This is a genomic window from Bradyrhizobium nanningense, from assembly GCF_004114535.1.
GTDB lineage: Bacteria > Pseudomonadota > Alphaproteobacteria > Rhizobiales > Xanthobacteraceae > Bradyrhizobium > Bradyrhizobium nanningense.
This window is the reverse complement of sequence record NZ_LBJC01000024.1, coordinates 348,560-372,978: the sequence shown is the minus strand read 5'-3', so window position 1 is coordinate 372,978 and position 24,419 is coordinate 348,560. Positions and strand designations below refer to the sequence as shown.

The window sequence follows — 24,419 nt, the reverse complement described above, 5'->3', positions numbered from 1 at the left end:
ACAGCGGCGCTGCCTCGTCAAGAGTATTTCGCTGGGCGCGTGGTTTAGCTGGACCGTTTCAACGCGGTAACCGCCTCGCGCCACGAGGCCGCGCCGAGGATTTGCAGCAGCAGGCCATAGACCGCGATCCCGGCCCCGATTTGCAGGCCCAGCACGATGAAGCAGACGAGGCTGTGCGCCTCCGAGGGCACGAGGCCTGTGGTCAGCCAGAGCAGGGCGCCCATCGCAGCCGCGGCGAGCACGATCCGCGGCAGCCGGTTGCGGGCAGCGGCGTCGACCGAGAAGCCGAACTCGGCCGCACCTTTCCGGAGCAGCGAGAGCGCGCTGCTCCAGGCGCCGGCCGCGATGCCCGCCGCGATCCCGCTCGCGCCGAAAAAATGGCCGAGCAACACGGCAAGCACGACAGCGACCGCAAAACCCTTGGCCGTGGCCGTGAGCGGCGTCATCGTGTCGCTGCGAGCATAGAAGGCCGGCGACAGTGCCTTGATTAGCACGTGGCCCGGCAGGCCCAGCGCCAGCCACATCAGCGCATGCGCGGTCGCCATGCTGTCCTCGGCGCCGAAAGCGCCATGCTCGAACAGCAGCCGCACGATCGGCTCGGCCAGCACGATGAGGCCGAGCGTGGCGGGCAGCGCCAGCCCGGCCGCCAGCTCCAGCGCGCGCGATTCGGCATGCGCCACCGCCTCGCGATCGGAGCTGGCGACGGCGCGCGTCAGCTCCGGCACCAGCACGGTGCCCATGGCGACACCGACGATCCCGAGCGGCAGTTCGATCAGCCGGTTGGCGAAATAGAGCCAGGACACCGCGGACGGCGTCGCGGATGCGATGATCGCACCGGCCACCATCAGCCATTGCGGTCCGGAGCTTGCGATCATGCCGGGAATGGCCTTGGCGAAGAAACCGCGCATCTCCTTGTCGAAACTGACGCGCAGCGGCGTCGCTAGTCGCGCACTTCGCTGCGACAGCAGCATCAGGAGTTGCAGCAGCCCGGCGATGCCGACGGTGGCCGCCAGCAGCCAGGCGGCGAGGCGCGCGTCAGCATGTCCGACGAGCAGCGTCGCGATCGCGGCGATCAGCGCGATGTTGAACAGCAGCGGCGAGAAGGCGGTGAGGGCGAAGCGTCCTTGCGCGTTCAGCAGGCCCATCAGCACCGTGACGGGGCCGGCGAAGGCGAGATAAGGCAGCATCAGCCGCGCGTTCGCGACGGCAAGATCGAGCGTCGCGCTGCCGAGAAAGCCGGGCGCGATCACCGTAATGATCAACGGCATCACCAGCGCGATCCCGATTGAGGTCGCGATCAGGGCCGCGCTGACCGTGCCGAGCACGCGCCCTGCGAACGCGGAGGCGGCCTTCTCGCCGTCGCCCTCGCGGACCCGCAGCCAAGCCGGAATCAGCGCCGCATTCAGCGCCCCCTCGCTGAGCAGCCGGCGTACCACGTTGACGAGCTGGAAGGCCGCCAGAAACGCGTCCGCCACGGCGCCCGTGCCCAACAGGGCGGCAATCATGGAATCGCGCGCAAAACCCAGCAGCCGCGAGGCCAATGTTCCCGTCGAGACGGTCAGGAAGGAGCGGATCATGCTCTCTGATAATACCGTTGCTTGCCCGCGAAGGCTCGGTCGTGATAGGCCGCGAACCGGATTTCAGGCTGACAGGAAGCGGATTTTCGCAGGGTTCGCAATCCGCCAAACAGGATCAAGGTGAATGGCTGACGTGAAATATGACGTTCTCGGCATCGGCAACGCGCTGTTCGACGTGCTGGTCAGGACCGACGAGGCCTTTTTGGCCAAGCACGGCATGACCAAGGGCAGCATGTCCCTGATCGACGAGGCGCGGGCGGCGGCCATTTACAAGGACATGGGGCCGGCCACGGAAGTCTCGGGTGGCTCGGCGGCCAACACCATCGTCGGCATCGGCAGCCTGGGGGCACGTGCCGCCTATGTCGGCAAGGTCAAGGACGACCAGATCGGCAAGCTCTATGTCCACGACATCCGCGCTTCCGGCGTCGCCTTCAACACGCCCGCCGCGACGGACGGTCCCGCCACCGGTTGCTCCTACATCCTCGTCACGGATGATGGCGAGCGCACCATGAACACCTATCTCGGCGCGGCGCAGGACCTGTCGCCCGCCGATATCGATCCGGCCGAGATCGCCGGCGCGGCCATCGTCTATCTCGAAGGCTATCTCTGGGACCCCAAGAACGCCAAGGACGCCTTCGTCAAGGCGGCCAAGATCGCTCATGATTCCAAGCGCAAGGTGGCGCTGACGCTGTCGGATTCGTTCTGCGTCGACCGCTATCGCGACGAGTTTCGTTCACTGATGCGCAACGGCACCGTCGACATCGTCTTTGCCAACGAATCCGAGCTGCATTCGCTCTACATGACCTCCGACTTCGACACCGCGCTGAAGCAGCTGCGCAACGACGTCAATCTCGGCGTGGTCACCCGCAGCGAGAAGGGCTGCATGGTGGTCTCGTCTGAAGATGCCGTCGCCGCGCCGGCATTCCCGGTCGACAAGGTGGTCGACACAACCGGCGCCGGCGATCTCTTCGCCGCGGGCTTCCTGTATGGCCTGGCGCGCAATCTTGCGTACAAGCAGTGCGGCGAGCTCGGTGCACTCGCGGCCGCCGAAGTGATCCAGCACATCGGCGCCCGTCCGCTGGTGTCGCTGAAAGAGCTGGCCGGGCAGCGCGGGCTGACGGCGTAGGGCGCGTCTCTCTCCTCGTCATCGCGAGGAGCGCAGCGACGAAGCAATCCAGAATCTCTCCGAGGAGGCAGCCTGGATTGCTTCGCTGCGCTCGCAATGACGGCGTGGCGAGAGCGTTCGGCCCCTCACGCCGTCTTCGCCGCCTTCAATCCCAGCCGCTGCTCCACGGCATCGCGCATCACGAATTTCTGGATCTTGCCCGTCACCGTCATCGGAAACTCGTCGACGAACTCGACGTAGCGCGGGATCTTGTTGTGGGCGATCTGGCCGTCGCAGAAGGCGCGCACCTCCTCGGCCGTCAGCGTCTCGCCCGGCCTGACGCGGATCCAGGCGCAGAGCTCCTCGCCGTAGCGGGTGTCCGCGACGCCGAAGATCTGCACGTCCTGGATCTTGGGGTGCCGGTACAAGAACTCCTCGATCTCGCGCGGGTAGAGGTTCTCGCCGCCGCGGATCACCAGATCCTTGATGCGGCCGACGATGTTGCAATAGCCGGCGGCGTCGATGGTGGCGAGGTCGCCGGTGTGCATCCAGCCATTGGCGTCGAGCACGTCGGCGGTCTTTTCCTTCTCCTCCCAATAGCCCAGCATGACGCTGTAGCCGCGGGTGCAGAGCTCGCCGCGTTCGCCGCGCTTGACGATCCGACCTTCGAGATCGACGACCTTCACCTCGACATGCGGGTGAATGCGCCCGACCGTGGAGACGCGCCGCTCGAGCGGATCGTCGGTCGCACTCTGGAAGCTGACCGGGCTGGTCTCGGTCATGCCATAGGCGATGGTGACTTCGCGCATGTTCATCTCGGTGTTGACGCGCTTCATCACCTCGATCGGGCAGGGCGCGCCCGCCATGATGCCGGTGCGCAGTGATTTCAAATTGAAATTCTTGAACTCGGGGTGATCGAGCTCGGCGATGAACATGGTCGGCACGCCGTACAGCGCGGTGCATTTCTCCTGCTCGACCGCGCGCAGTGTCGCGAGCGGATCAAAGCCCTCGCCCGGGTAAACCATGGTGGTGCCGAGCGTGACCGAGGCAAGATTGCCCATCACCATGCCGAAGCAATGATAGAGCGGCACCGGAATGCAGATGCGATCCTGTTCGGTCAGGCGCATCGCGCGCCCGGTGAAATAGCCGTTGTTGAGGATGTTGTGGTGAGTCAGCGTGACACCCTTCGGCGATCCCGTGGTGCCGCTGGTGAATTGAATGTTGACGGGGTCGTCGAACTGAAGCGCAGCGCCGAGCGCGGCAAGCTGTTCGCGGTGCGGGGGTCCGCCCATGCGCGCGACATTCTCGAAAGGGATCGTGCCTGAGGCCGCCGGGCCGCCGATCTGGATCACCATCCGCAAGGCCGGCAATCGCGCCGCCTGCAATTGTCCGGGCGTGGCGCCCGCCAGCTCCGGCAGCAGCGTATTGAGCATCTCCATGTAATTGCTGGTCTTGAACGCGGTGGCGGTGACGATCGCCGCGCAGCCGACCTTCTTCAGCGCGAATTCCAGTTCGCTGAGGCGGTAGGCGGGATTGATCGTCACCAGGATCAGGCCGGCCTTGGCGGCGGCGAACTGGGTCAGCGTCCATTCCGGCCGGTTCAGCGACCAGATGCCGATCCGATCCCCGCGTTCGAGCCTGAGCGCGACAAAGCCCGCGGCGAGCGCATCGACCCGCTCGGCGAATTCTCTCCAGGTCCATCTGACGCCGTGACTGGGCGAGACCAGCGCCTCGCGATCGCCCCAGCGCCGCACCGCGTGGTCGAGGCTGCGACCGATGGTGTCGCCGAGCAGCGGCGTGTCCGAGATACCGCAAACGTAACTGTCCGCTTTGTCAGCCAAATTGTCAGCCAAGTCGAAATCCCCATCGAAGAATGATCAGCACGATCTTTTTGGGTCGTCATGGCCGGGACGAGCCCGGCCATGACGCGTGGAAAGAGAGCGGCTCCCTGTCATGCCGCCTTCTGACCGCTTCCCGCATCGAGCCCGGCATAGACTCCGCGCTCGAAGCCCGCGAACGCCTCGAGGCACTTTCCATCCGCGAACGGGAGCAGCTGCATCAGGATGACGCCGGTGACGTCACGCGCCGGGTCGATCCAGTAATAGGTGTTGGCGAGACCCGCCCAGGCGAGGCTGCCGGCGCTGCGCCCTTCCGCGGTCTTGGCGGTGTTGATCATGAAGCTGAGGCCCCATTTCTTCACTTGCTCCGGATAGAGGTCGACGTCGTTGGTGTACATCGGCGCCGCCGTCGTCATCTTGGTCATGTTGAGATCGCCCATCTGGTTCTGGCTCATCATGGCGATCGTATCCGCCTTCAGCACCTGGTTGCCGTTGCCGCGTCCCTTGTTGAGGATCATCTGGGTGAACTTGATGTAGTCGGCCGCGGTCGAATAGAGGCCGCCACCACCCATGTGGAATTCCGGCTCCTGCTCGAGCTCGAACGGGATCGATGCGAGCTGGCCGTCCTCGCCGCGCGCATGCATGCCGACGAGGCGCTTGCGCATGCTGTCGGTGATCTTGAACGCCGTGTCGCTCATGCCGAGCGGGGCGAACAGATTGTCGCGCAAATAGGCATCCAGCCGCTTGCCGCTGACGGCCTCCATGGCCTTGCCGACGAAATCGATGTTGGTGCCGTATTCCCAGCGCGTGCCGGGGTCGGTCATGATCGGCGTCTTCAGTGCCGCGTTCTGGCAGGTGGTGATGGCGGGAATGCCGTGCTTGTCGAGATAGACCGCGAGATCGCCGTTCCACATATTGTAGCAGAAGCCGGCGGTGTGGGTCATGAGCTGGCGTAGCGTGATCGGCCGCTTGGCCGGCCGCAACTTCGCCTCGCCCTTGGCGTCGAAGCCCTCAAGCACTTGCGGATTGGCGAGGTCGGGCAACAGCTCACCGATCGGCGCATCCAGCGACAGCTTGCCCTGCTCGACCAGCTGCATCGCGCCCGCCGATGTCACCGCCTTCGTCATCGAGGCGATCCAGAACACGCTGTCAGCGGTCATCGGATCGGGCTTGGACAGGTCGCGCTTGCCGAAGGCGCCCTGATACAGCACGTCGTTACCGCTCGCGGCGATCGCGACGACGCCGGGGATCTCCTTGGCCTCGCTCTTCTGACGCAGAATCTCATCGATCTGGGCTTTGCTTTGCATGGCGTTTCCTCGGATTTGATTATTGTTGGTAGTAGCCGATTGTCCTCCCGCACGCTCCGCGCGGCAAGCGCGTCGGGATGCCCGCTTCGGTCGCGATGTCGTGACTTGACGGTCCGTGCCCCACGCAGGACGACAGGTGAGCTGAACGGCAACACTCCGGCACAATCTGCGGTGGATGGCCGCACGTCGAAGTGACCGTGGATGGGCTCTGGCGATATGTTTCACCTGTTTGAAGCACTTGAAACATTTTGTGCGTTGCGGCGGTTGAGCACGCGGCCAATCGGCCGGCGACATTAAGACTTGATGCAAATTGGCGGCTGCTGACCGGCCGCGAGGGGGACCTCAAATGATTTCGACCTGGAGTGAATGGAAGCGCTATCCCCGGCCCGGACGGGGCGAGAATTTGGAGGCGCCGATCTCGCCCGGCATTTACGAAGTCCGAGTCGCCGGCACCGGCGCGCTCTATTCCTTCGGCGCGGTCGACAATCTGGCGCAATCCCTGGCGCTGCTGCCGGTCGGCTCGAAATCCTGGTTCGGACGTCGCAACGCGTCCGACGTGCCCGATCTCGAATACCGGACCTGCGCGACCTCCTCGAAGGCCGACGCCAAGGCCGCCGCCGAGCGCATGATCGGCCGGCGCGAAACCTATATGAGCGGCGCGGCCTGACCTCGATCGCGATGCCAAACCTTTCCCCGCTGGGGAGGGATAACAGCACCGCTCCCAACTTTAGCTCCCATCAGATGTGCGTTGCGGGGCGGTGCATCGGGCACCGCTTGCCCCTATATTCCGGGCCAATCCGATCGTCCCAAGTCCGATTGCCTAAGGGAGTACGCCATGACACCGACCGCCGCCGCACGCGCCCCGCAAGCCACCGCCACCCTGCGCGACCGGTTGAAGGACCCTTCGCTCCTGAAGGAGGCCTGCTACATCGACGGCGCCTGGGTCGGCACGCCGGTCTTCGCCGTCAACAATCCCGCGACCGGCGTCGAGCTGGCAAAAGTCCCGCAGCTCGGCGCGGACGAGACCACCAAGGCGGTTGAAGCCGCTCAGCGCGCCTTTCCGGCCTGGGCCAAGCACACCGCCAAGCAGCGCTCCAACATCCTGCGCAAATGGTTCGAGCTGATCATCGCCAACCGCGAGGATCTCGCGCTGATCCTCACCTCCGAGCAGGGCAAGCCGCTCTCGGAGGCGCTCGGCGAGGTCGATATCGGCGCCGCCTATATCGAATTCTTCGCCGAGGAAGCAAGGCGCGTCTATGGCGAGACCATTCCGACGCAGCGCCCCGATGCGCGCCTGCTCGCGATCAAGCAGCCGATAGGCGTCTGCGGCGCGATCACGCCGTGGAATTTCCCGAACTCGATGATCACGCGCAAGGTGTCCCCCGCGCTCGCGGCCGGCTGCACCGTGGTGCTCAAGCCCGCCAACGAGACGCCGCTGTCGGCGCTGGCGCTCGCCGTGCTCGCCGAGAAGGCCGGCATCCCCAAGGGCGTGCTCAACATCGTCACCGGTGATGCGCCGCCGATCGGCAAGGTGCTGTGCGAGCATCCGGCGGTGCGCTTCGTCGGCTTCACCGGCTCGACCGCGGTCGGCAAGATCCTCTACCAGCAGGCCTCCGTCGGCGTGAAGCGGCTTGGCCTGGAGCTCGGCGGCAACGCGCCCTTCGTGGTGTTCGACGACGCCGACATCGACGCTGCGGTCGAGGGCGCCATCGTCTCGAAATATCGCAACATGGGCCAGACCTGCGTCTGCGCCAACCGTCTCTATGCCCAGGACAAAATCTACGACGAGTTCGTGCAGAAGCTGTCGGCAAAGGTCGCGGCGATGAAGATCGGCGACGGCACCGAGAGCGGCGTCACGCAAGGGCCCTTGATCAACATGAAGGCGGTCGACAAGGTCGAGCGCCACATCGCGGATGCCGTCAAGCGCGGCGCCAAGGTCGTGACCGGCGGCAAGCGCAGCGAGCTCGGACGCTCGTTCTTCGAGCCGACTGTGCTGGCCGACGTCAAGTCGGATTCGCTGGTGTCGCAGGAGGAAACCTTCGGTCCGCTCGCGCCGGTGATCCGGTTCAAGGACGAGGCCGATGTCATTGCGATGTGCAACGCCTCGCCGTTCGGCCTGGCCTCGTATTTCTACTCCCGCGATCTCGGCCGCGTCTGGCGCGTCGCCGAGGCGCTGGAATCCGGCATGGTCGGCGTCAATACCGGCCTGATCACCACCGAAGTCGCACCCTTCGGCGGCGTCAAGGAGAGCGGCCTCGGCCGCGAAGGCTCCCGCCACGGCATGGAAGAATATGTCGAGATCAAATACGTGATGATGGCGGGGGTGTAGCCGCCAGCATCGCTTGACGCAGGTCAAGAGGCCTCGGCCAAGACCGCCTAATTTGGGACGCGCGGCATCATAGGGATGGCGCGCGCGCAGGATTTGCGGCTCGCTGATGCTGACGAGGACCTCTTTCGTTCCGGGTGAAAAGCAGCTTCTAGGCCGCTTCTGGCAGAGCGCCTCGGGATACTGGCGCGGACCAACCGCCTGGACAGCGTGGCTTTTGGTGGTCGCGTTGATTATCAACGTCATCCTCCAACTCCTGACGCAGTACGGACTGAACTTCTGGAATCGGGATTTCTTCAACGCCGTCGGCCGGAAGGATCAGGCGGAGCTGCTGTCCCAGGCACTTCGGTTTCTGCCGCTGGCGGCGGCGAGCATCGCCTTGACCGTGTTCTCGGTGTGGGCGCGCATGACCCTGCAGCGTTCCTGGCGCGAGTGGCTGAGCAGCCGTCTCTATGGCGACTGGCTGGCGGATGATCGTTCTGCGGGGCGCAGCTCCATCGAGGGACATCACGAGGCGCCGGAATATCGCATCGCCGAAGATGCCAAGGTGGCAACGGACCTCCCGATCGATCTGGTCACCGGTCTGCTGCAGTCGGTGCTCACGATCGCAACCTTCGTCGGCGTGCTATGGTCGGTCGGTGGGAGCCTGGCGGTCAACGTCGACGGCATCGCCTTTGCGATTCCCGGCTATCTCGTCCTCGCGGTGATCGCATATTCCGGGCTGTTGGTGATCGGCATCTGGCTGACAGCCGGCCGTCTGACTCGGGTCATCGAGGAAAATAAGCGCATGGAAGCCGAGCTGCGGGCGATCGGAACGCATGTGCGCGAGACCCGCGAAGGCAAGGTGGTGGAGGAGGCCGGCACGAACGACCGCCACGCCGTCGGCGCCGCTTTGAAAGCCGTGATCGCCATCTGGCGAATCTACTGCTGGCAATTGATGCGGATGACGCTGGTCACCTATACGGGGCTTCTGGTGACGCCGGTGGTCGGCCTGCTGCTTTGCCTGCCCAAGTACCTCGATGACACCATGACGCTCGGCGAGGTGGTTCAGGCCTCGGCGGCGTTCGTCGTTGTCCAGACCGCCTTCAACTGGTTTACGGACAACTACGCCAAGCTCGCGGAATGGACGGCGTCCGCCAACCGGGTTGCCGAGCTGCTGCTGGCTTTGGATGCGGATCGCGCGACCGGCGCTGAAGCCGGTCACCGATCGATCGTTGCCGAACGCATCGTGTCGTCGGACGCTTGAGGCGACGCGTGTTGTCGCGACGGCAAAGTGGGAGCTAGATCTTCAGCTCCGCTCCGGTCACCCGCCGATACGCTTCCAGATATCGCTTGCTCGTCGCCTCCACCACTCTCGCCGGCAGCGGGGGCGGGGGGGCGTCGCCGTTCCAGCGGCCAGCGCGGCGCTCGACGTCGAGATAGTCGCGCAAGGGCTGCTTGTCGAAGCTCGCCTGCGGCTGGCCGGGCTTGTAGGCATCGACCGCCCAGAAGCGCGAGGAGTCCGGCGTCATGACCTCGTCGATCAGGATGATGCGGCCGTCCTTGTCGCGGCCGAACTCGAACTTGGTGTCGGCGATGATGATGCCCTGCTCACGCGCCAGCTCCTCGCCGAGCGTGTAGATCGCGCGCGTCATGCTCTCCAGCGTGTAGGCGACCTCGTCGCCGACGACCGCGCGCATCTTCGCGATGGTGATGTTCTCGTCATGGCCGGTCTCGGCCTTGGTCGCCGGGCTGAAGATCGCCGGCTCCAGCTTTTCGCTCTCGACGAGACCCGCCTTCAGCTTCTCGCCGGCGAGCGTGCCGCTGGCGGCGTACTCCTTCCAGGCCGAGCCCGAGAGATAGCCGCGGATCACGCACTCGATCGGGAAGACGGTGGTGCGGCGCGACAGCATGGCGCGGCCGAGGATCTCGGCGCGGTGCGGTTTCAACGCCGGCATGGCCGCGATGATCTCGTCGGTGTCGGCGCTGATCATGTGATGCGGCACCACGCCTTCGAGTTCGTTGAACCAGAACGCGCTGATCTGCGTCAGCACCGCGCCCTTCATCGGGATGGTCTCGCCCATCACCACGTCGAAGGCGCTGATGCGGTCGGTGGTGACGAGCAGCAGGCGGTCGTCGTCGACGGCGTAGATATCGCGCACCTTGCCGCGTCCGATCTTGGGCAGAGGCAGGTCGCTGGAGAGCATGGTGGTCATCGGCAAAGCTTTCGCGGACAAGGCCTTCAGGCAGAACATCCGGCCGCGCCTGATGGCACGGCCGGACACCGGATTAGCCTATTCCGGCAGCGGAATGAACTCATGTTCCTGCGGAACTGCCGCGAAACGGCCGGTTTTCCAGTCCTGCTTGGCCTGCTCGATCCGCTCCTTGCTGGAGGAGACGAAATTCCACCAGATATGGCGCGGCCCCTCCAGCGCATCGCCGCCGAGAAACATCATCCGCGTGACCTTGAGCGCCTTCACGGTGATGCGGTCGCCCGGGCGGAAGATCAGTAGCCGCGGCCCCTCATAGCGCTCGTTCGCGATCTCGACCTCGCCATCGACGACATAGATCGCGCGCTCCTCGTGGTCGGGGTCGAGCGGCATGCTCGCGCCTTCCGCGGCCGTGACCTCGGTGTAGAACCAGGGCGAGACCATCGACACGGGGGAGCAAATGCCGAAGGCGGAGCCCGCGATCACGCGTACGGTGAAGTCGCGCTCGGAGATCATCGGCAGGTCGCCCGCCGCATAATGCTGGAACGACGGCGCGATCTCTTCCGACCCGGCCGGCAGCGCAATCCAGCTCTGCAAGCCCAGCATCTTCTGGCCCGAGGCGCGCTGCGCATCCGGCGTGCGCTCGGAATGCGCGATGCCGCGCCCCGCCGTCATCAAATTCATCGCGCCGGGCGCGATCTCCTGGACATTGCCCTCGCTGTCGCGATGCATGATCGCGCCGTCGAACAGATAGGTGACGGTGGCAAGCCCGATATGCGGATGCGGGCGCACGTCCAAGCCCTTGCCGGAGACGAACTGCACCGGCCCGAAATGGTCGAAGAAGATGAACGGCCCGACCATTTGCCGCTTGCCGTGCGGCAGCGCACGCCGGACTGCGAACCCGTCACCGAGATCGCGCGTCCGCGGCACGATGACGAGGTCGAGCGCATCGCAGGACATGGGATCGCCGAGCACGGGATCGTTCGAGGGTTGCCAGCTCATAGTGGACTCCTGTTTCTTGTTGGTATGATCGTAGCAGGATTTTGAAGTGGCGTCGCGACAAAGCCGGGACCGGACGTCGCGGCGAATGGCTTCGCATACTCCGCTGTCATCGTTCCACTCCGTTGTCATGCCGCGCGAAAGCGAAGCATCCAGTACGCCGCCGCCCATCGGTTCAATAACGACCCTCTCGGCGTGCTGGATCGCCCGTTCCTAGTGCGCAATTGCGCGCTGGCCGGGCGACGACAGTTGTGAGTGCGGATCGTCCTTGAAAAAGTCGGCGCAACGAACGATGTTCGGCTGCTTCCAGCCGCGACCGATCGCATCACCCGATGACACTTGCCGCAACCGAGCTTGCTTTCCGCGCTGCCAGCGTCGCGCTGCTGCTGATTCTGGCGGCGTCATTGCTTTCCGATTTCCGCAACGTGCTGGCGGGACGGCTCGGTGCCGCCCTCGCACTGGGCCTGGCCGCGCATGCGGTGAGCTATTCGGTGGGTGTCACGTCGCGAATCTCGGCGTCGCATGCGCCGCTGATTGCACTGTCGACCGGCAATATCGTCGTGTTCTGGCTGTTCACGCGCGCGCTATTCGACGACGAGTTTCGCCTCCGCTGGTGGCATGGATGGGTCTGGGCGCTGGTGACGGCGTTCAGCTTCGCAGGTTGTGTCTGGATTGCGCCAAGCGGCCATGTGCGATTCTCGGTGACGGTGGTCAACCTGATCGTGCTCGGTTTCATCGCGCTTGCGATCGGGCAGACGATCGCCTCATGGCCGGCCGACCTGGTCGAGCGCCGCCGCCGCGTTCGCGTTTTCATCGTCTGTGCGGGCGCGCTCTATGGCGGCGTGAATGCGGCTCTCCAGATCGCCGTCGCGGGCAGCCAAGTCGGCGATGTCGCCGACGCGATCAATACGGGCGTGCTCGCCTGTATCGTTGCGGCCATCGCCTACGCCATGATGCACGTCGACGCCAGCGATCTGTTTCCGCTCGAAGCGAAGGCCGCACCGGCGGTCGTTTTCTCTCCGCAAGCCACCGAGGACGCCGCCGATCAAAAGCTCATCGATGCCCTGATGCGGCTGATGGCGGACGAGCGGATCTATCGCCAGGAGAACATCACCATCGGCGTGCTGGCGGGCCGGCTGAAGATTCCCGAGTACCGGCTCCGCCGGCTGATCAACCAGCGGCTCGGCTACCGCAACTTCAATGTGTTCCTGAACAACCACCGGATCGAGGAGGCCAAGGCCGCACTCGCCGATCCCGCCCAGGCCGAGGTGCCCGTCATCACCATCGCCATGGACGCGGGCTTCCAGTCGCTCGGGCCCTTCAACCGCGCCTTTAAGGCGGTCACGGGCGTGACGCCGACGGAGTACCGGCGACTCAAGGTGAATGCGGCTTAGATCCAAGTCGCTGTAATCACTGTAATATTTCAGTATCGATCAGCCTCTTTCTGACTTCAACCAGGCCATTTTCCAAATCCGGCGAGCGCTTCTCCGCCCACTCCGGCGTCCTTCCGGCCTACGCCCCAGCCGGAGAAAGCCAGTGACCCGCCGCCGTAAGATCACCCTCCTCACCACCACCATCGCCTGTGCCGGGCTCGCGCTCGGCGCGGCGCGTGCCCGCGACGTGTCGAAGGTCGCGACCGGCTTCGTCGCCGACATCCTGTGCTCGGAGACCTTTGTCTCCGGCCTTGATCCGCAGCGCACCTTCACGGAAACCACCGATGCCATGCCCGGGACCAGCCTGATCACCTGGGCGATGGACTACCGGGTCGACCGTGTCCGCAAGGACGTTACGGTGACTTTGTTCGGCCTCGGCCGCAGCCATGCCGTCTATCGCGAGGGCCTCGGTTGCACGCTCGACCATGGTGTGCCGCTCGCCGATGTGCAGGTACCGGCGGAGGACGGGCAGCCGGCGCTGCTGCCGGAGATTGCCGGCCCCGGAATCGTGCCGCCGCAGAGCCCCTCGCTTGCCGCCGCGCTCGACCGCGCCTTCACCGAGCCCGCCCAGCCGCCTCACCGGCGCACCCGCGCGGTGGTCGTGATGAAATCGGGCCGCGTCATCGCCGAGCGCTATGCCGATGGCATTGGACCGGAGACGCCGCTGCTCGGCTTCTCCATGACGAAATCCGTGGTGTCCGCCCTGATCGGCGTGCTGGTGCGTCAGGGCAAGCTGAAGCTCGACGAGCCCGCGCCGGTCGCGGCCTGGAAAAATCCGGATGATCCGCGCCACGCCATCACGGTCGATCAGCTTCTGCGCCACACCGCAGGGCTTGCGCTCGGCAGCTCGCTCCAGGCCTCGCTCGGCTCCGCCTTCGAGCCCATCAATCGCATGAAGTTCGTGGAGACGGACATGGCGGCCTATGCCGAGACCATTCCGCTCGAGACCGCGCCCGGCACCGCGTGGAATTATCACGACGGCAACATGCTCATCCTCTCGCGCCTGATCCGCAACGCCGCCGGCGGCGCGCCCGAAGCTGCCCTGCGCTTCGCGCGGCGCGAATTGCTGGCGCCCCTCGGCATGCGCCATGTCACGCTCCAGCTCGATGGCTCCGGCACGATCGAAGGGTCGAGCGAGATGCTCGCCACCGCACGCGACTGGGCGCGCTTCGGCCAGCTCTATCTCAATGACGGCGTCGCCGGCGGCAAACGCATCTTGCCGGAGGGCTGGGTAAACTATTCGGCGACGGCCACGCCAAACGCCTGGGTCGGCATCGGCGCCGGCTTCTGGACCAACCAGGGCGACAGCTTTGACGCGAAGTTTCGCGTGGAGCACGGCTGGCCGCGCGACGCCTTCTTCGCCAAGGGCACGATCGGGCAATACACCATCGTGATCCCGTCGGAGAAGCTGGTGATCGTGCGGCTCGGCCGCTCGCCGAACGTGCCGCCGCAAGCGGACGGCGTGTTCGATCTCGTGCGCGAGGTGGTGGCCGCGACGCGCGAGAAAGGGAAATTGGCGGGGGCGGATTGAGAGCGGAGTGCCGTCTCCTCACCCGGCTGCGCTTCGCGCATCCACCCTCTCCCACAAGGGGCGAGGGTGCACCGTCTGCGCGGCGAGAATTTGCTACCGGCCCAGCTCCGTCGCCTTCGCGACGCGATCGAACCGCTCCAGCGTCATGATCGCATCGGCAAACTTCTCCGCGCGCGCGTTCAGCACGGGGCGTGCCAGCGTCAGAAACTTCTGCTGCATCGCCTGAGTATCCGGGAACGAGGTCGGCTCGCCCGAGGGATCCGCATAAAGCCGCTCGTGCACGCCGTCGTCGGTGGTGATGCTGACGCGGGCGCCGAACGGGTGGGTGCGGCCGATCTCGAGCCGGTCGTCCTGCACCACATCGAATTTGTCGGCGAGCGCCTCGATCGCGGCATCGCCGAGGCGATTATAATCGTCCCAGCCGAACGAGCCCTGGTCGAGCGCAAGCGCACCGGTGAAAAACATCGAGAACTGGCCGCCGACGATCGACGTCGGATGCCGCTTGGTCGCGGCATCGCCGGTCAGCGTGATGCCGTTGCGGTGCAGGCCGATCTCGACGCGCTTGACCTGGTCGGGTGTCAGATTGTGCTCGCGCCGCATCGCGATCAGCGCGTCGATCGCCGCATGCGTATAGCGGCAGCTCGGATAGGGCTTTACGCCGATCTTCATCGTCTCATAGGTCTTGCCGAGCTCGGCGACCGCCTTGTCCGGATGCGCATCGTCGGTGTAGCCGGCGAGCAGGCCGTGCTTGCCCTCGACCGATTCCGTCGCGCCGACGAAATCGTTGCGCGCCAGCGTCGCGGCGATCACGCCGTTCATCGCGGCGGCACCGACCTGATAGCGCTTGTTCCAGGCGCCATTGACCAGGAATTGCAGCGAGCCCGCGGCCTGGCTGCCGGAGACGCCGAAGGCGGAGATGAGCTGTTGCTCGGAGAGGCCGAACAGCTTGCCCGCGGCAGCTGCCGCGCCGTAGGTGCCGGCGGTCGCGGTCGGGTGGAAGCCGCGCGCGTAATGCGAGGTCGGGTCGAGCGCGTTGCCGAGCCGGCAGCAGACCTCATAGCCTGCGACGATCGCGGTCAGCACGTCGCGGCCCGACGCGCCGACCATCTCGCCGACGGCGAATGCGGCCGGAACGACCGGCGCGCTCGGATGCAGCGAGGAATCGGCGTGGGTGTCGTCGAAATCGAGGGAATGGCCGAGCGCACCGTTGAGGAGGGCTGCGACCGCCGGCGTCCACGTCTTGTTGTCGCCGAACACGGTGGACTCGCCCTTGGTGTCGAGCGCCAGCGCTTCCAGCATCTTCAGGATCGACGGGGTCGATTCTGCTTCGCGCCTCGCCCGGATCGCGCTGCCGAGGAAGTCCAGCGTCAGTACTTTGGCGCGATCCAGCACCTCAGCCGGAATATCCCCGTATTTCAGATTGAAGACATAGGCGGCGAGCGTTGCGGTTTCGTGAGCCATCGTGTTTCCTCGTTTTGGCGCGCAAGTTAGGCGGGCTGATTTGGCCTTTCAAGCGGCCTTGCGGCCGCGGGCATCAGCCATGCTTTTGCCTGGCCTCGAGAGGATCGGGACTTCAGACGATGGCACTCGCAAACGAGCTGTTCGACCGGATCAGGTCGCGGCGGACGCAACTGGGCTTGGCGATCCGGGTCACGGTCGCCGCGACCGCGGCCTATGCGCTCGCCACCGCGCTGCATCTGTTGCTGCCGCTCTGGGCGGTCTTGACCTCGCTGATCGTCACCCAGATGAGCGTCGGCCGCTCGCTGAAGGCGACGCGCGACTACATGCTGGGCACGATCGGCGGCGCGATCTATGGCGGCGCCATCGCGATCCTGATCCCCTATTCCAGTGAAGCGGGGCTGTTGGGGCTCTTGGTGCTCTCCGTCGCGCCGCTCGCCTTCATCGCCGCGATCAATCCGAGCCTCAGCGCGGCCACGGTGACGGCCGTGATCGTGCTGCTGGTTCCGACCATGCATCATTCCGATCCCATGACCTCGGCGATCGATCGCGTCAGCGAGGTCGGTGTTGGCGCGATCACGGGATTGCTGGTGTCGTTTCTGGTGCTGCCTTCGCGCGCGGTGCGCCAGATTCGTGCCAGTGCGGCGATCCTGCTCGAGCTGATCGCGGATGCCTTCACGGAGCTGCTCGCGGGCCTCACGCGCGGCCGCGACAACGACGCGCTGCACCGGATCCAGGACGGCATCGGCACCGCGATGGTGGGCATGAATGCCATCGGCGCTGAAGCCGAACGCGAGCGCGCCGCGCGGCTGTCGAGCGGGCCCGACACCGGCCCGCTGTTGCGCACCGTGCTGCGGCTGCGCCACGACGTCGTGATGATCGGCCGCGCGACCGTGGTGCCGTTGCCGGTCGAGGTGCAGATGCGGTTAGCTGCTCCGTTGACGGAAGTGTCGACCGCGATCGCGCGCTTCCTGCGTTCGGCCGCTAGCGCCTTGCGCGAAGGCGCGGGCGCGCCGCCGATCCATCCCGTCCACGTCGCGCTCCAGCACTACGCGGAGGCGGTTGCCGCCGTCCGTCAGGACGGTTTGATCCGCGGCCATGCCGGCGACACCGCCGAACGCTTCTTCGCACTCGGTTTCTCGCTGGAGCAGATGCACCAGAATCTCTGCGATCTCGACCGCGTCGTCGGCGAATGGTCGGAGGTCGCGAGCGGCAAGTCCGTGCGTGTGGCGGAGTGAGTTCGGGCCCCACCTCGTAAACGTCGGCTTTCGACAGCAATGCGCATGTCGCGCGGCTTGGCCCCGATCGGCTGCCTGCGACCCTGAGACGTTGCGCGCACGAGGTTCCATCGGGTCATGCTGCTGACGCAATCTCTGTCTTATTGGATGAGAAGCTAAACACGACGTGAGGACCAACTCCGGTTCTCACAACGGTTCCGTAGCCAGGGGTTGGCTCGAATCCGCAAAAGATTGGCGCAAGTTCATGGACGCTTCTGCGTTCGGCTTGACCATGTTTGCGGTTCTGGAACCGGACAATCCAGAAAATCACAGGACTTATGATGCTCTTCCGCTCGAGCGCCGCAATTTGCGGCGCCCTGATTGCGCTTGCCGTTTCTGTTGCCAGTGCTCGAAGTGAAACACGTGGGGATCCCTCAAAGGACGTCGTCGATGCCGCCTCTGGCAATGCAATTGTTGGCGCGGCGTCCACATACAATCCGTTCAAGCCCGGCAAGGAGGAGGGAGGTCTGAAGACAGCGACCGGCGAGCGTTATGATCCCTCTGCCTGGACGGCCGCCATCAAGACGAGCTTGCGTCGGAAATTCGGTGGGGTTCAATTTGGCACGAGGCCGAAATATGCCCTTGTCGAGGCCGTGGGCAAGAAGGTCATCGTCAAGATAAATGACGTGGGGCCACTAAGACCTGGCCGCATCATTGACCTCAATGAGCGGACGATGCGCCATTTTGATCCAAGCATGGACCTCGGAGTCATTACTGACGTGAGAGTTAGTCCGCTTGCAGGGGACAATTGGACCCCGGGGCCCGTGGGTTGAACACGGCAGTCTTCATCGATGTTGGCCCGCACGCCGCGTCAGCCCTTTGCCCTGCATGCGCCAGACCAGCAGGTCGATGCGATCCTGTCCGAAGAACGGCTCGTTCTCGAACACGAAGGTCGGTACGCCCCAATGGCCTGACGCGGCGTGGTCCTTCTCGTTGTCGGCAATCACCTGCTCGTAGCGATCCGGATCGGCGGTGATCGCGGCATCCATCGCCGCGAGATCGAAGCCGGCGTCCGCGGCCGCGCGCGCGAGATGATCGCCCTCGTTCCACCCCGCGACCGAACCGTCCCACAGCACGCGGGCGATCGCATTGGTGAACGCGAGCGCGCGGCCATCGAGCTGCGCCATCGCGCCGAGCCGGGTCAGGCGGTGGATATAGGGCTGCTCGGCCGCGACATCGAAATTCGTCTTGTCCTGCACGATCGGATCGGGGCGGGGAAAGCGGAACGGAATGCCCTCGTGCTGCGCCACGCGCGTGCTGTCGAGCACGACATAGCGAATGAAGTTCGGGCTGGCCTTCTTGAAGAAGCCGGGGACGCGCACCGCGAGCGGATAGACCGGCCGCAGGTTGACGGCGAGATCGTACTCCTCCACGAGTTTCAGTGTCTTCGGCAGCGCCAGATAGCTGAACGGGCTGCGGAAAGAGAAGAAAAGATCAACTGACAGAGTCATCGGCCCGCTCCACGATCTGTCCCATCATGCCGCGGACGACTAGCTTGTGGAAGGGCATGACTTCGTGGACTGTCGCCGTCATCCCGCCAGTCTGCGCGTCAGCATCCGGAAGCGCAAGATCAATAGCCCGGCATAGACGAAGGTGCCGACCGAGAATCCGATCCAGACGCCGACCGCGCCGAGCCCGGCATGGAATGCCAGCACCCAGGCGACGGGAAAGGCGATGCCCCAATAGCCGATCGCCGCGAACAGCAGAGTCATCCTGGTGTCGTTGATGCCACGCAGCGCGCCGCCCATGATGGTCTGGAGACCGTCGGCGATGAAGAAGGTGGCGCCGACCAGCAGCAGCGTCGCGGTCAGCGCGACCGTAGGCGCGCTGGCTTCATTGCTGCCGAAGAACAATCGCCCCAGCTGATAACGACCGAGAATGATGGCGAGCGTCAGCGCCGACACGAGCGCGATACCGAGCACGGCGGCGGCCAGCCCCGCGCGCTTCACCGCGGCCGGGTCGCCGCGGCCGAAGGCGTGGCCGACCCGCACCGTCGCCGCCATGCCGATGCCGAGCGGCACCATGAACAGCACGGCGGTGACCTGCAGCGCGATCTGATGCGCGGCAATCGCGGTGGTCGAGATCAATCCCATCAGCAGCGCGGCCGAGGAGAACAGGCCGTATTCCAGCAGCAGTGAAAACGAGATCGGTGCGCCGAGCGCGATCAGCTGCCGCATCAGAGGCCAGTCGATCCGCCACAGGCGGGCGAGCGGGCGATAGTCCGAAAACGGCTTGCGCAGCCCCGCGATGGCAAGGGTCGCGACGAACGTGCCGAGGTTGACGATCGTGGTCGCAAGTCCCGCGCCGAACAGGCCGAGCTCCGGCAGGCCGAACAGGCCGTGGATCAGGGCGTAGACCAGCACGGCATTGACCGGGATCGCCGCCAGCGTGATCCACAGCGGCGGCTGCGGCCGGTTCACCGCGCTCATCATGCTGCGCAGCGCGATGAAGCCGAGCGCCGGCGCGATGCCCCAGGCGAGGCCATTGAGATAGCGCTGCGCCAGCGCGGCTGGCTGCGGCGCCTGTCCCAGCGCGAGGAGGATCTGCTCGCCATAGAGCGGCGAGGCCATCATCGGCAGTGAGATCAGCAACGCGACCCATAGTCCGACACGCAAGGAGCGCCGGATCAGCCTGACGTCGCCGGCACCGAATGCCTGCGCCGCCAGCGGCGACACCGCGGCCATCAATCCGAGCCCGAAGGTGAAGCTGACGAAATAGACCGTGTGGGCCAGCGCCGCCGCGGCCACCGCATCCTCGCCGAGCCGCCCGATCAGCGCGAGATCGGTCGTGATCATTGCGATCTGTCCGAGCTGCGTCAGCATCAGCGGCACGGCCAGCCGCAGCGTCTCGACGAATTCCTGCGCGAGATGGTTTTGCGGCACGCCGGCCTGCGGCTGCGCACGATGTTGCACGGTGTCGAGCATGGCGGCTCAATAGCACGGCCGCGCGACGAAAACATGGCCCGACGCTTCTTCTCCCTCTCCCCGTTCTTACGGGGAGAGGGTTTGGGTGAGGGGCTGTTTCCGCAGAAAAGATGGCAGTTGGACTCGCGGAGAGTCCCCCTCACCCGGAATTTGCTCTCGCAAATTCCGGCCTCTCCCCGCACGCGGCAGGGCAATCGCATATGAGGTGTGGGCTGGGGGCACCGACAGTACCCACAGCGTCGTGGCCGGGGCTTGTCCCGGCCATCCACGCCTTTCCACGCAGCACAAAGAACGTGATGCCCGGGACAAGCTCGGGCATGACGACCTCTGCTGAATGTTCAAATGCGATTACCCTGCCGCAAGCGGGGAGAGGCGAAGATCAGCCCTTCCGCTCCGGCACGCGCTTGATCTTCGCGCCCAGCGCATTCAGCCGTTCCTCGATGCGCTCGTAGCCGCGCTCGATCTGGTCGGCGTTGTTGATGGTGGAGGTGCCCTGGGCGCACACGGCCGCGAGCAGCATCGCCATGCCGGCCCGAATGTCGGGCGAGGTCATGGTTGCGCCGTGCAGACGGCTCGGACCGGCGATGATCGCGCGGTGCGGATCGCACAGCACGATGCGCGCGCCCATCGCGATCAGCTTGTCGACGAAGAACATCCTGGATTCGAACATCTTCTCGAACATCAGGATGACGCCCTCGCATTGCGTAGCGGTGACGATCGCGATCGACATCAGATCGGCGGGGAACGCTGGCCAGGGCTGGTCCTCCAGCTTCGGCACGTGGCCGCCGAAATCGTCCTGGATCTTCAATGTTTGATTGGACGGCACGATGAGATCGTCGCCCTCGATGCGGCAGACGATGCCGAGCCGCTCGAACCCCATGCGGATCGAGTGCAGATGCTCGACGCCGGCGCGCGTGATGCGTAAGGGAGAGCGCGTCACCGCGGCAAGGCCGATCAGCGAGCCGACCTCGATATGGTCGGGCTGGATCCGGTAGGTCGCTTCTCCCAGCGTCGCCGGCCCGTACACGATCATGGTGTTGGTGCCGATGCCCTCGATCTTGGCGCCGAGCGCGACCAGGAAGTTGGCGAGGTCCTGTACATGCGGCTCGGAGGCCGCATTGCGCAAAATGGTGACACCGTCGGCGGCGACCGCCGCGACCAGCGCGTTCTCCGTCGCGGTCACGCTCGGCTCGTCCAGGAACACGTCCGCGCCGGCAAGCTTGGGCGCGCGGAATTCGAGCCGATCGGTCGCGGTGACTTTTGCTCCCAGCTGCTCCAGCGCCAGCACGTGGGTGTCGAGCCGGCGGCGGCCGATGACGTCGCCGCCCGGTGGCGGCAGCATCACTTCGCCGCAGCGCGCGAGCAGGGGGCCGGCGAGCAGGATCGAGGCGCGGATCCGCACGCACAGCTCGGGGTCGAGATCGGCGGCGCGGATGCTCTTGGCGTGGATGTGAAGCGTGTTGCGAGCGGTCCATTCCGCGGACGCGCCGACCGAGCGGATCAGCTCGACCAGCGTCTCGGTGTCGCGGATCCGCGGCACGTTCTCCAGCGTCACCGGGTGTTCGGTGAGCAGGGCGGCGGCGATGATCGGCAGCGCCGAATTCTTGTTGCCGGATGGCTCGATCGAGCCCGAGAGCCGGTGACCGCCCTCGACGATGTATTGGATGGGCGCCACGGGGTTTCTCGCTGTCCTGTTGCGTTGGGGCGGGCTGCTTCGGGAGCGGAAACTACCGAGAATTGAGCAGGGTAGCAATTCTGCACTTGTCGCGGCGGAAGCCGCTCATTGGCCTTGAACAGGCCCGCTGCGTCAGGCGTTTAGAACAAGCCGATGATATTCGCTACCACATAAAGGATGACGATCAGCAGCGACACGCCCATGGCCAGGAGATCGCACCTGAAGCCAAAGGCCTCAAATATCGATCGTCGCGCTCAGCGAATGTTCCTGGATGAAGTCGCGGCGCGGCTCGACCACGTCGCCCATCAGCTTGGTGAAGATGTCGTCGGCCTCGTCGACCTCCTTGACCTTCACCTGCAAGAGCGAGCGGACGTCGGTGTTGAGCGTCGTCTCCCAGAGCTGCTCCGGGTTCATCTCGCCCAGGCCTTTATAGCGCTGCAGCGCGATGCCCTTGCGGCCGGCATCGGTGACCGCCTCGAACAGGTCGACCGGGCCGTAGACCATGTGCTCGACATCCCTGCGCCGCAGGTTGCCGGGGCGGGCATAAACGTCTTGAAGCTTCACCGTGTACTCGTCGAGCTTGCGTGCCTCGGCGGACCCCAGGAAGGCGTCGTCGATGACAGCGGCTTCCTTGACGCCTCGTACGGTGCGCTCGAACTGGAAGCCCTGGCCCTCCACGTATTGCCCGATCCAGCCGCGCTCGACCTCCTCGGCCTGGTTGTCCAGCCGGCCCGCGATGTACTGTGCGGCGGCCGCGGCCTTCTCGGGATCGCCGTAGATCGCCTTGTTCAGGACGCCGGTGATGGCGGCCTGCTCGATGACCTTGCGGTTATAGCGGCTGTGCAGATTGCGCAAAATGCTGCGGACCACGCGCGCGTCGTCGACCAGCGAGCGCAGGTCGCGGCCGATGCGGTCGCCGCCGGTGCCGGGAATGAAGACGCAGTCGTCGAGGCCGGCGTCGATCAGATAGTCTTCCAGCGCTCGCTCGTCCTTCAGATACTGCTCGGACTTGCCGCGTGAGACCTTATAGAGCGGCGGCTGGGCGATATAGAGATAGCCGCCGTCGATGATGTCGCGCATCTGCCGGTAGAAGAAGGTCAGGAGCAACGTGCGGATGTGGGCGCCGTCGACGTCGGCGTCGGTCATCACGATGATCTTGTGATAGCGCAGCTTCTCGATCGAGAACTCGTCGCTGATGCCGGTGCCGAGCGCGGTGATCAGCGTGCCGATCTGCTCGGATGAGAGCATCTTGTCGGGGCGGACGCGTTCAACGTTGAGGATCTTGCCGCGCAGCGGCAGCACCGCCTGGAATTCGCGGTTACGGCCCTGCTTGGCGCTGCCGCCTGCCGAGTCGCCCTCGACGATGAACAGTTCTGACTTGGCCGGATCCTTCTCCTGGCAGTCAGCGAGCTTGCCCGGCAGCGAGGAGACCGAGAGCGGGCTCTTGCGGGTCAGCTCACGCGCCTTTCGCGCGGCTTCGCGGGCCGCGGCGGCCTGGATCACCTTGCCGACGATCATCTTGGCCTCGGACGGGTGCTCCTCGAACCAGGCCTGCAGCGCCTCGTTGAGCACGTTCTCGACCACGGGTCGCACTTCCGAGGACACCAGCTTGTCCTTGGTCTGCGACGAGAATTTCGGATCGGGCACCTTCACCGACAAAACGGCGGTGAGACCTTCGCGGCAATCGTCGCCGGTCAGCGCGATCTTTTCCTTTTTGGCGTTGGCGTCGGCATAGCCGTTGACCTGGCGCGTCAACGCACCGCGGAAACCGGCCAGATGGGTGCCGCCGTCGCGCTGCGGAATGTTGTTGGTGAAGCACAGCACGTTCTCGTGGTAGCTGTCGTTCCACCACAAAGCCGCCTCGACGCCGATACCGTTGGCTTCCGAGCGCACCATGATCGGGGCCGGCACGATCGCCTTCTTGTTGCGGTCGAGATATTTGACGAATTCCTCGACGCCGCCGGAATAGTGCATCTCCTCGCGCTTCTCGACCGCGTGACGCATGTCGGAGAGGGCGATGTTGACGCCGGAATTGAGGAAGGCGAGCTCGCGCAGGCGATGCTCGAGCGTGGCGAAATCATATTCGATGTTCTTGAAGGTCTCGGTCGAAGCCAAGAACGTCACTTCGGTGCCGCGCTTGCCCGGCGCATCGCCGACGACCTTCAGCGGCGCGACGGCATCGCCATGGGCGAACTCGATATAATGCTCCTTGTTGTCGCGCCAGATCCGCAAGCCAAGCTTGCTCGACAGCGCGTTGACGACGGAGACGCCGACGCCGTGCAGGCCGCCGGAAACCTTGTAGGAATTCTGGTCGAACTTTCCGCCGGCGTGCAGCTGGGTCATGATGACCTCGGCTGCCGAGATGCCTTCGCCCTTGTGGATGTCGACGGGAATGCCGCGGCCGTCGTCGCGCACGGTAACGGAATTGTCGGCGTTGAGAATCACGTCGACGCGCGTCGCGTGGCCCGCCAGCGCCTCGTCGATCGCGTTGTCGACGACCTCGTAGACCATGTGGTGCAGGCCCGAGCCGTCGTCGGTGTCGCCGATATACATGCCGGGGCGCTTGCGGACGGCATCGAGACCCTTGAGCACGCGAATCGATTCCGCACCGTATTCGTTCGGATTGGAGGGCTCGTTTTCGGCAGCGGGCTGCCGAGCAGGTTCAGTCATGAGATGCCTTCGAGATGTCGCCCGAATCAGCCGCGCAGAAGGCGCTGATTTGCGAGCTATTTGTGCCATGAAAGCGGGATTGCGCCTAGCGCAAAGTATGCCGCCGCAAC

Annotated in this window: 18 protein-coding genes; 8 read left to right on the top strand and 10 right to left on the bottom strand. The window is 65.2% G+C overall.

All coding sequences use genetic code 11. The annotated features are described in order from the left end of the window. Positions 1 to 44: 44 nt before the first annotated feature. Positions 45 to 1,577, bottom strand: coding sequence for a murein biosynthesis integral membrane protein MurJ (murJ, locus tag XH84_RS19260; RefSeq protein WP_128922708.1), 1,533 nt, complete (start codon positions 1,575 to 1,577; stop codon positions 45 to 47). A gap of 124 nt (positions 1,578 to 1,701) precedes the next feature. On the opposite strand from murJ, the gene XH84_RS19255 reads away from it, so the two are divergent. After that, entirely contained in the window at positions 1,702 to 2,703 is a 1,002-nt protein-coding gene (locus XH84_RS19255; protein ID WP_128922709.1) for an adenosine kinase, read from the top strand. Positions 2,704 to 2,828: 125 nt separating this feature from the next. Here the strand turns inward: XH84_RS19255 and XH84_RS19250 are convergent, their stop codons facing one another. Together XH84_RS19250 and XH84_RS19245 are read right to left on the bottom strand one after the other, a co-directional pair. Continuing rightward, positions 2,829 to 4,523, bottom strand: coding sequence for an AMP-binding protein (locus XH84_RS19250; protein WP_128923007.1), 1,695 nt, complete (start codon positions 4,521 to 4,523; stop codon positions 2,829 to 2,831). Between the two features lie 110 nt (positions 4,524 to 4,633). Further along, positions 4,634 to 5,827, bottom strand: coding sequence for a serine hydrolase domain-containing protein (locus XH84_RS19245; RefSeq protein ID WP_128922710.1), 1,194 nt, complete (start codon positions 5,825 to 5,827; stop codon positions 4,634 to 4,636). Between the two features lie 346 nt (positions 5,828 to 6,173). Between XH84_RS19245 and XH84_RS19240 the strand changes: the two genes are divergently transcribed. From XH84_RS19240 to XH84_RS19230, 3 genes are all read left to right on the top strand, one after another. Beyond that, positions 6,174 to 6,494: a hypothetical protein gene (locus XH84_RS19240; RefSeq protein WP_128922711.1), complete on the top strand. Its 321-nt coding sequence runs from the start codon at positions 6,174 to 6,176 to the stop codon at positions 6,492 to 6,494. A gap of 168 nt (positions 6,495 to 6,662) precedes the next feature. Continuing rightward, positions 6,663 to 8,156, top strand: a complete 1,494-nt coding sequence (locus XH84_RS19235; RefSeq protein ID WP_128922712.1) for an NAD-dependent succinate-semialdehyde dehydrogenase — start codon at positions 6,663 to 6,665, stop codon at positions 8,154 to 8,156. 106 nt (positions 8,157 to 8,262) lie between these two features. Further along, positions 8,263 to 9,399 (top strand): SbmA/BacA-like family transporter, encoded by a 1,137-nt coding sequence (locus XH84_RS19230; protein ID WP_128922713.1) that lies wholly within the window; start codon positions 8,263 to 8,265, stop codon positions 9,397 to 9,399. A 34-nt stretch (positions 9,400 to 9,433) separates the two neighbouring features. On the opposite strand, the gene XH84_RS19225 is transcribed toward XH84_RS19230, so the two are convergent. After that, a complete protein-coding gene (locus XH84_RS19225; protein ID WP_128923008.1) occupies positions 9,434 to 10,348 on the bottom strand; it encodes a phosphoribosylaminoimidazolesuccinocarboxamide synthase in 915 nt (304 codons plus the stop codon). Between the two features lie 78 nt (positions 10,349 to 10,426). Beyond that, entirely contained in the window at positions 10,427 to 11,344 is a 918-nt protein-coding gene (locus XH84_RS19220) for a pirin family protein (protein WP_128922714.1), read from the bottom strand. A gap of 329 nt (positions 11,345 to 11,673) precedes the next feature. On the opposite strand from XH84_RS19220, the gene XH84_RS19215 reads away from it, so the two are divergent. Continuing rightward, entirely contained in the window at positions 11,674 to 12,735 is a 1,062-nt protein-coding gene (locus XH84_RS19215; protein ID WP_128922715.1) for an AraC family transcriptional regulator, read from the top strand. Between the two features lie 142 nt (positions 12,736 to 12,877). Beyond that, positions 12,878 to 14,305 carry a serine hydrolase domain-containing protein gene (locus XH84_RS19210; RefSeq protein WP_128922716.1) on the top strand — a complete coding sequence of 476 codons (1,428 nt, stop codon included), beginning with the start codon at positions 12,878 to 12,880 and terminating at the stop codon, positions 14,303 to 14,305. A 93-nt stretch (positions 14,306 to 14,398) separates the two neighbouring features. On the opposite strand, the gene XH84_RS19205 is transcribed toward XH84_RS19210, so the two are convergent. Then, on the bottom strand, positions 14,399 to 15,766 hold the full coding sequence (locus XH84_RS19205) for an MmgE/PrpD family protein (RefSeq protein ID WP_128922717.1): 1,368 nt from the start codon (positions 15,764 to 15,766) through the stop codon (positions 14,399 to 14,401). A gap of 119 nt (positions 15,767 to 15,885) precedes the next feature. Here XH84_RS19205 and XH84_RS19200 point away from each other — a divergent pair, with 119 nt between their 5' ends. Then, positions 15,886 to 17,001, top strand: a complete 1,116-nt coding sequence (locus XH84_RS19200; RefSeq protein WP_128922718.1) for an FUSC family protein — start codon at positions 15,886 to 15,888, stop codon at positions 16,999 to 17,001. 317 nt (positions 17,002 to 17,318) lie between these two features. After that, complete coding sequence (locus tag XH84_RS19195) at positions 17,319 to 17,813, top strand: septal ring lytic transglycosylase RlpA family protein (protein WP_181769455.1); 495 nt, start codon at positions 17,319 to 17,321, stop codon at positions 17,811 to 17,813. A gap of 12 nt (positions 17,814 to 17,825) precedes the next feature. Here the strand turns inward: XH84_RS19195 and XH84_RS19190 are convergent, their stop codons facing one another. The 4 genes from XH84_RS19190 to gyrB form a co-directional block, all read right to left on the bottom strand. Next, entirely contained in the window at positions 17,826 to 18,491 is a 666-nt protein-coding gene (locus tag XH84_RS19190) for a 2-hydroxychromene-2-carboxylate isomerase (protein WP_128922719.1), read from the bottom strand. A 78-nt stretch (positions 18,492 to 18,569) separates the two neighbouring features. Continuing rightward, positions 18,570 to 19,964, bottom strand: coding sequence for an MATE family efflux transporter (locus XH84_RS19185; RefSeq protein WP_128922720.1), 1,395 nt, complete (start codon positions 19,962 to 19,964; stop codon positions 18,570 to 18,572). A gap of 379 nt (positions 19,965 to 20,343) precedes the next feature. Beyond that, positions 20,344 to 21,639, bottom strand: coding sequence for a UDP-N-acetylglucosamine 1-carboxyvinyltransferase (gene murA / locus XH84_RS19175; RefSeq protein WP_128922722.1), 1,296 nt, complete (start codon positions 21,637 to 21,639; stop codon positions 20,344 to 20,346). A 234-nt stretch (positions 21,640 to 21,873) separates the two neighbouring features. After that, positions 21,874 to 24,309, bottom strand: coding sequence for a DNA topoisomerase (ATP-hydrolyzing) subunit B (gyrB, locus tag XH84_RS19170; protein ID WP_128922723.1), 2,436 nt, complete (start codon positions 24,307 to 24,309; stop codon positions 21,874 to 21,876). Between the last annotated feature and the right edge of the window lie 110 nt (positions 24,310 to 24,419).

Coding starts and splice junctions, on each gene's coding strand:
- murJ (WP_128922708.1), bottom strand. CDS start 1,577: ATGATCCGCTCCTTCCTGACCGTCTCGACGGGAACATTGGCCTCGCGG.
- XH84_RS19255 (WP_128922709.1), top strand. CDS start 1,702: ATGGCTGACGTGAAATATGACGTTCTCGGCATCGGCAACGCGCTGTTC.
- XH84_RS19245 (WP_128922710.1), bottom strand. CDS start 5,827: ATGCAAAGCAAAGCCCAGATCGATGAGATTCTGCGTCAGAAGAGCGAG.
- XH84_RS19240 (WP_128922711.1), top strand. CDS start 6,174: ATGATTTCGACCTGGAGTGAATGGAAGCGCTATCCCCGGCCCGGACGG.
- XH84_RS19235 (WP_128922712.1), top strand. CDS start 6,663: ATGACACCGACCGCCGCCGCACGCGCCCCGCAAGCCACCGCCACCCTG.
- XH84_RS19230 (WP_128922713.1), top strand. CDS start 8,263: ATGCTGACGAGGACCTCTTTCGTTCCGGGTGAAAAGCAGCTTCTAGGC.
- XH84_RS19225 (WP_128923008.1), bottom strand. CDS start 10,348: ATGACCACCATGCTCTCCAGCGACCTGCCTCTGCCCAAGATCGGACGC.
- XH84_RS19220 (WP_128922714.1), bottom strand. CDS start 11,344: ATGAGCTGGCAACCCTCGAACGATCCCGTGCTCGGCGATCCCATGTCC.
- XH84_RS19215 (WP_128922715.1), top strand. CDS start 11,674: ATGACACTTGCCGCAACCGAGCTTGCTTTCCGCGCTGCCAGCGTCGCG.
- XH84_RS19205 (WP_128922717.1), bottom strand. CDS start 15,766: ATGGCTCACGAAACCGCAACGCTCGCCGCCTATGTCTTCAATCTGAAA.
- XH84_RS19200 (WP_128922718.1), top strand. CDS start 15,886: ATGGCACTCGCAAACGAGCTGTTCGACCGGATCAGGTCGCGGCGGACG.
- XH84_RS19195 (WP_181769455.1), top strand. CDS start 17,319: ATGATGCTCTTCCGCTCGAGCGCCGCAATTTGCGGCGCCCTGATTGCG.
- XH84_RS19190 (WP_128922719.1), bottom strand. CDS start 18,491: ATGACTCTGTCAGTTGATCTTTTCTTCTCTTTCCGCAGCCCGTTCAGC.
- XH84_RS19185 (WP_128922720.1), bottom strand. CDS start 19,964: ATGCTCGACACCGTGCAACATCGTGCGCAGCCGCAGGCCGGCGTGCCG.
- gyrB (WP_128922723.1), bottom strand. CDS start 24,309: ATGACTGAACCTGCTCGGCAGCCCGCTGCCGAAAACGAGCCCTCCAAT.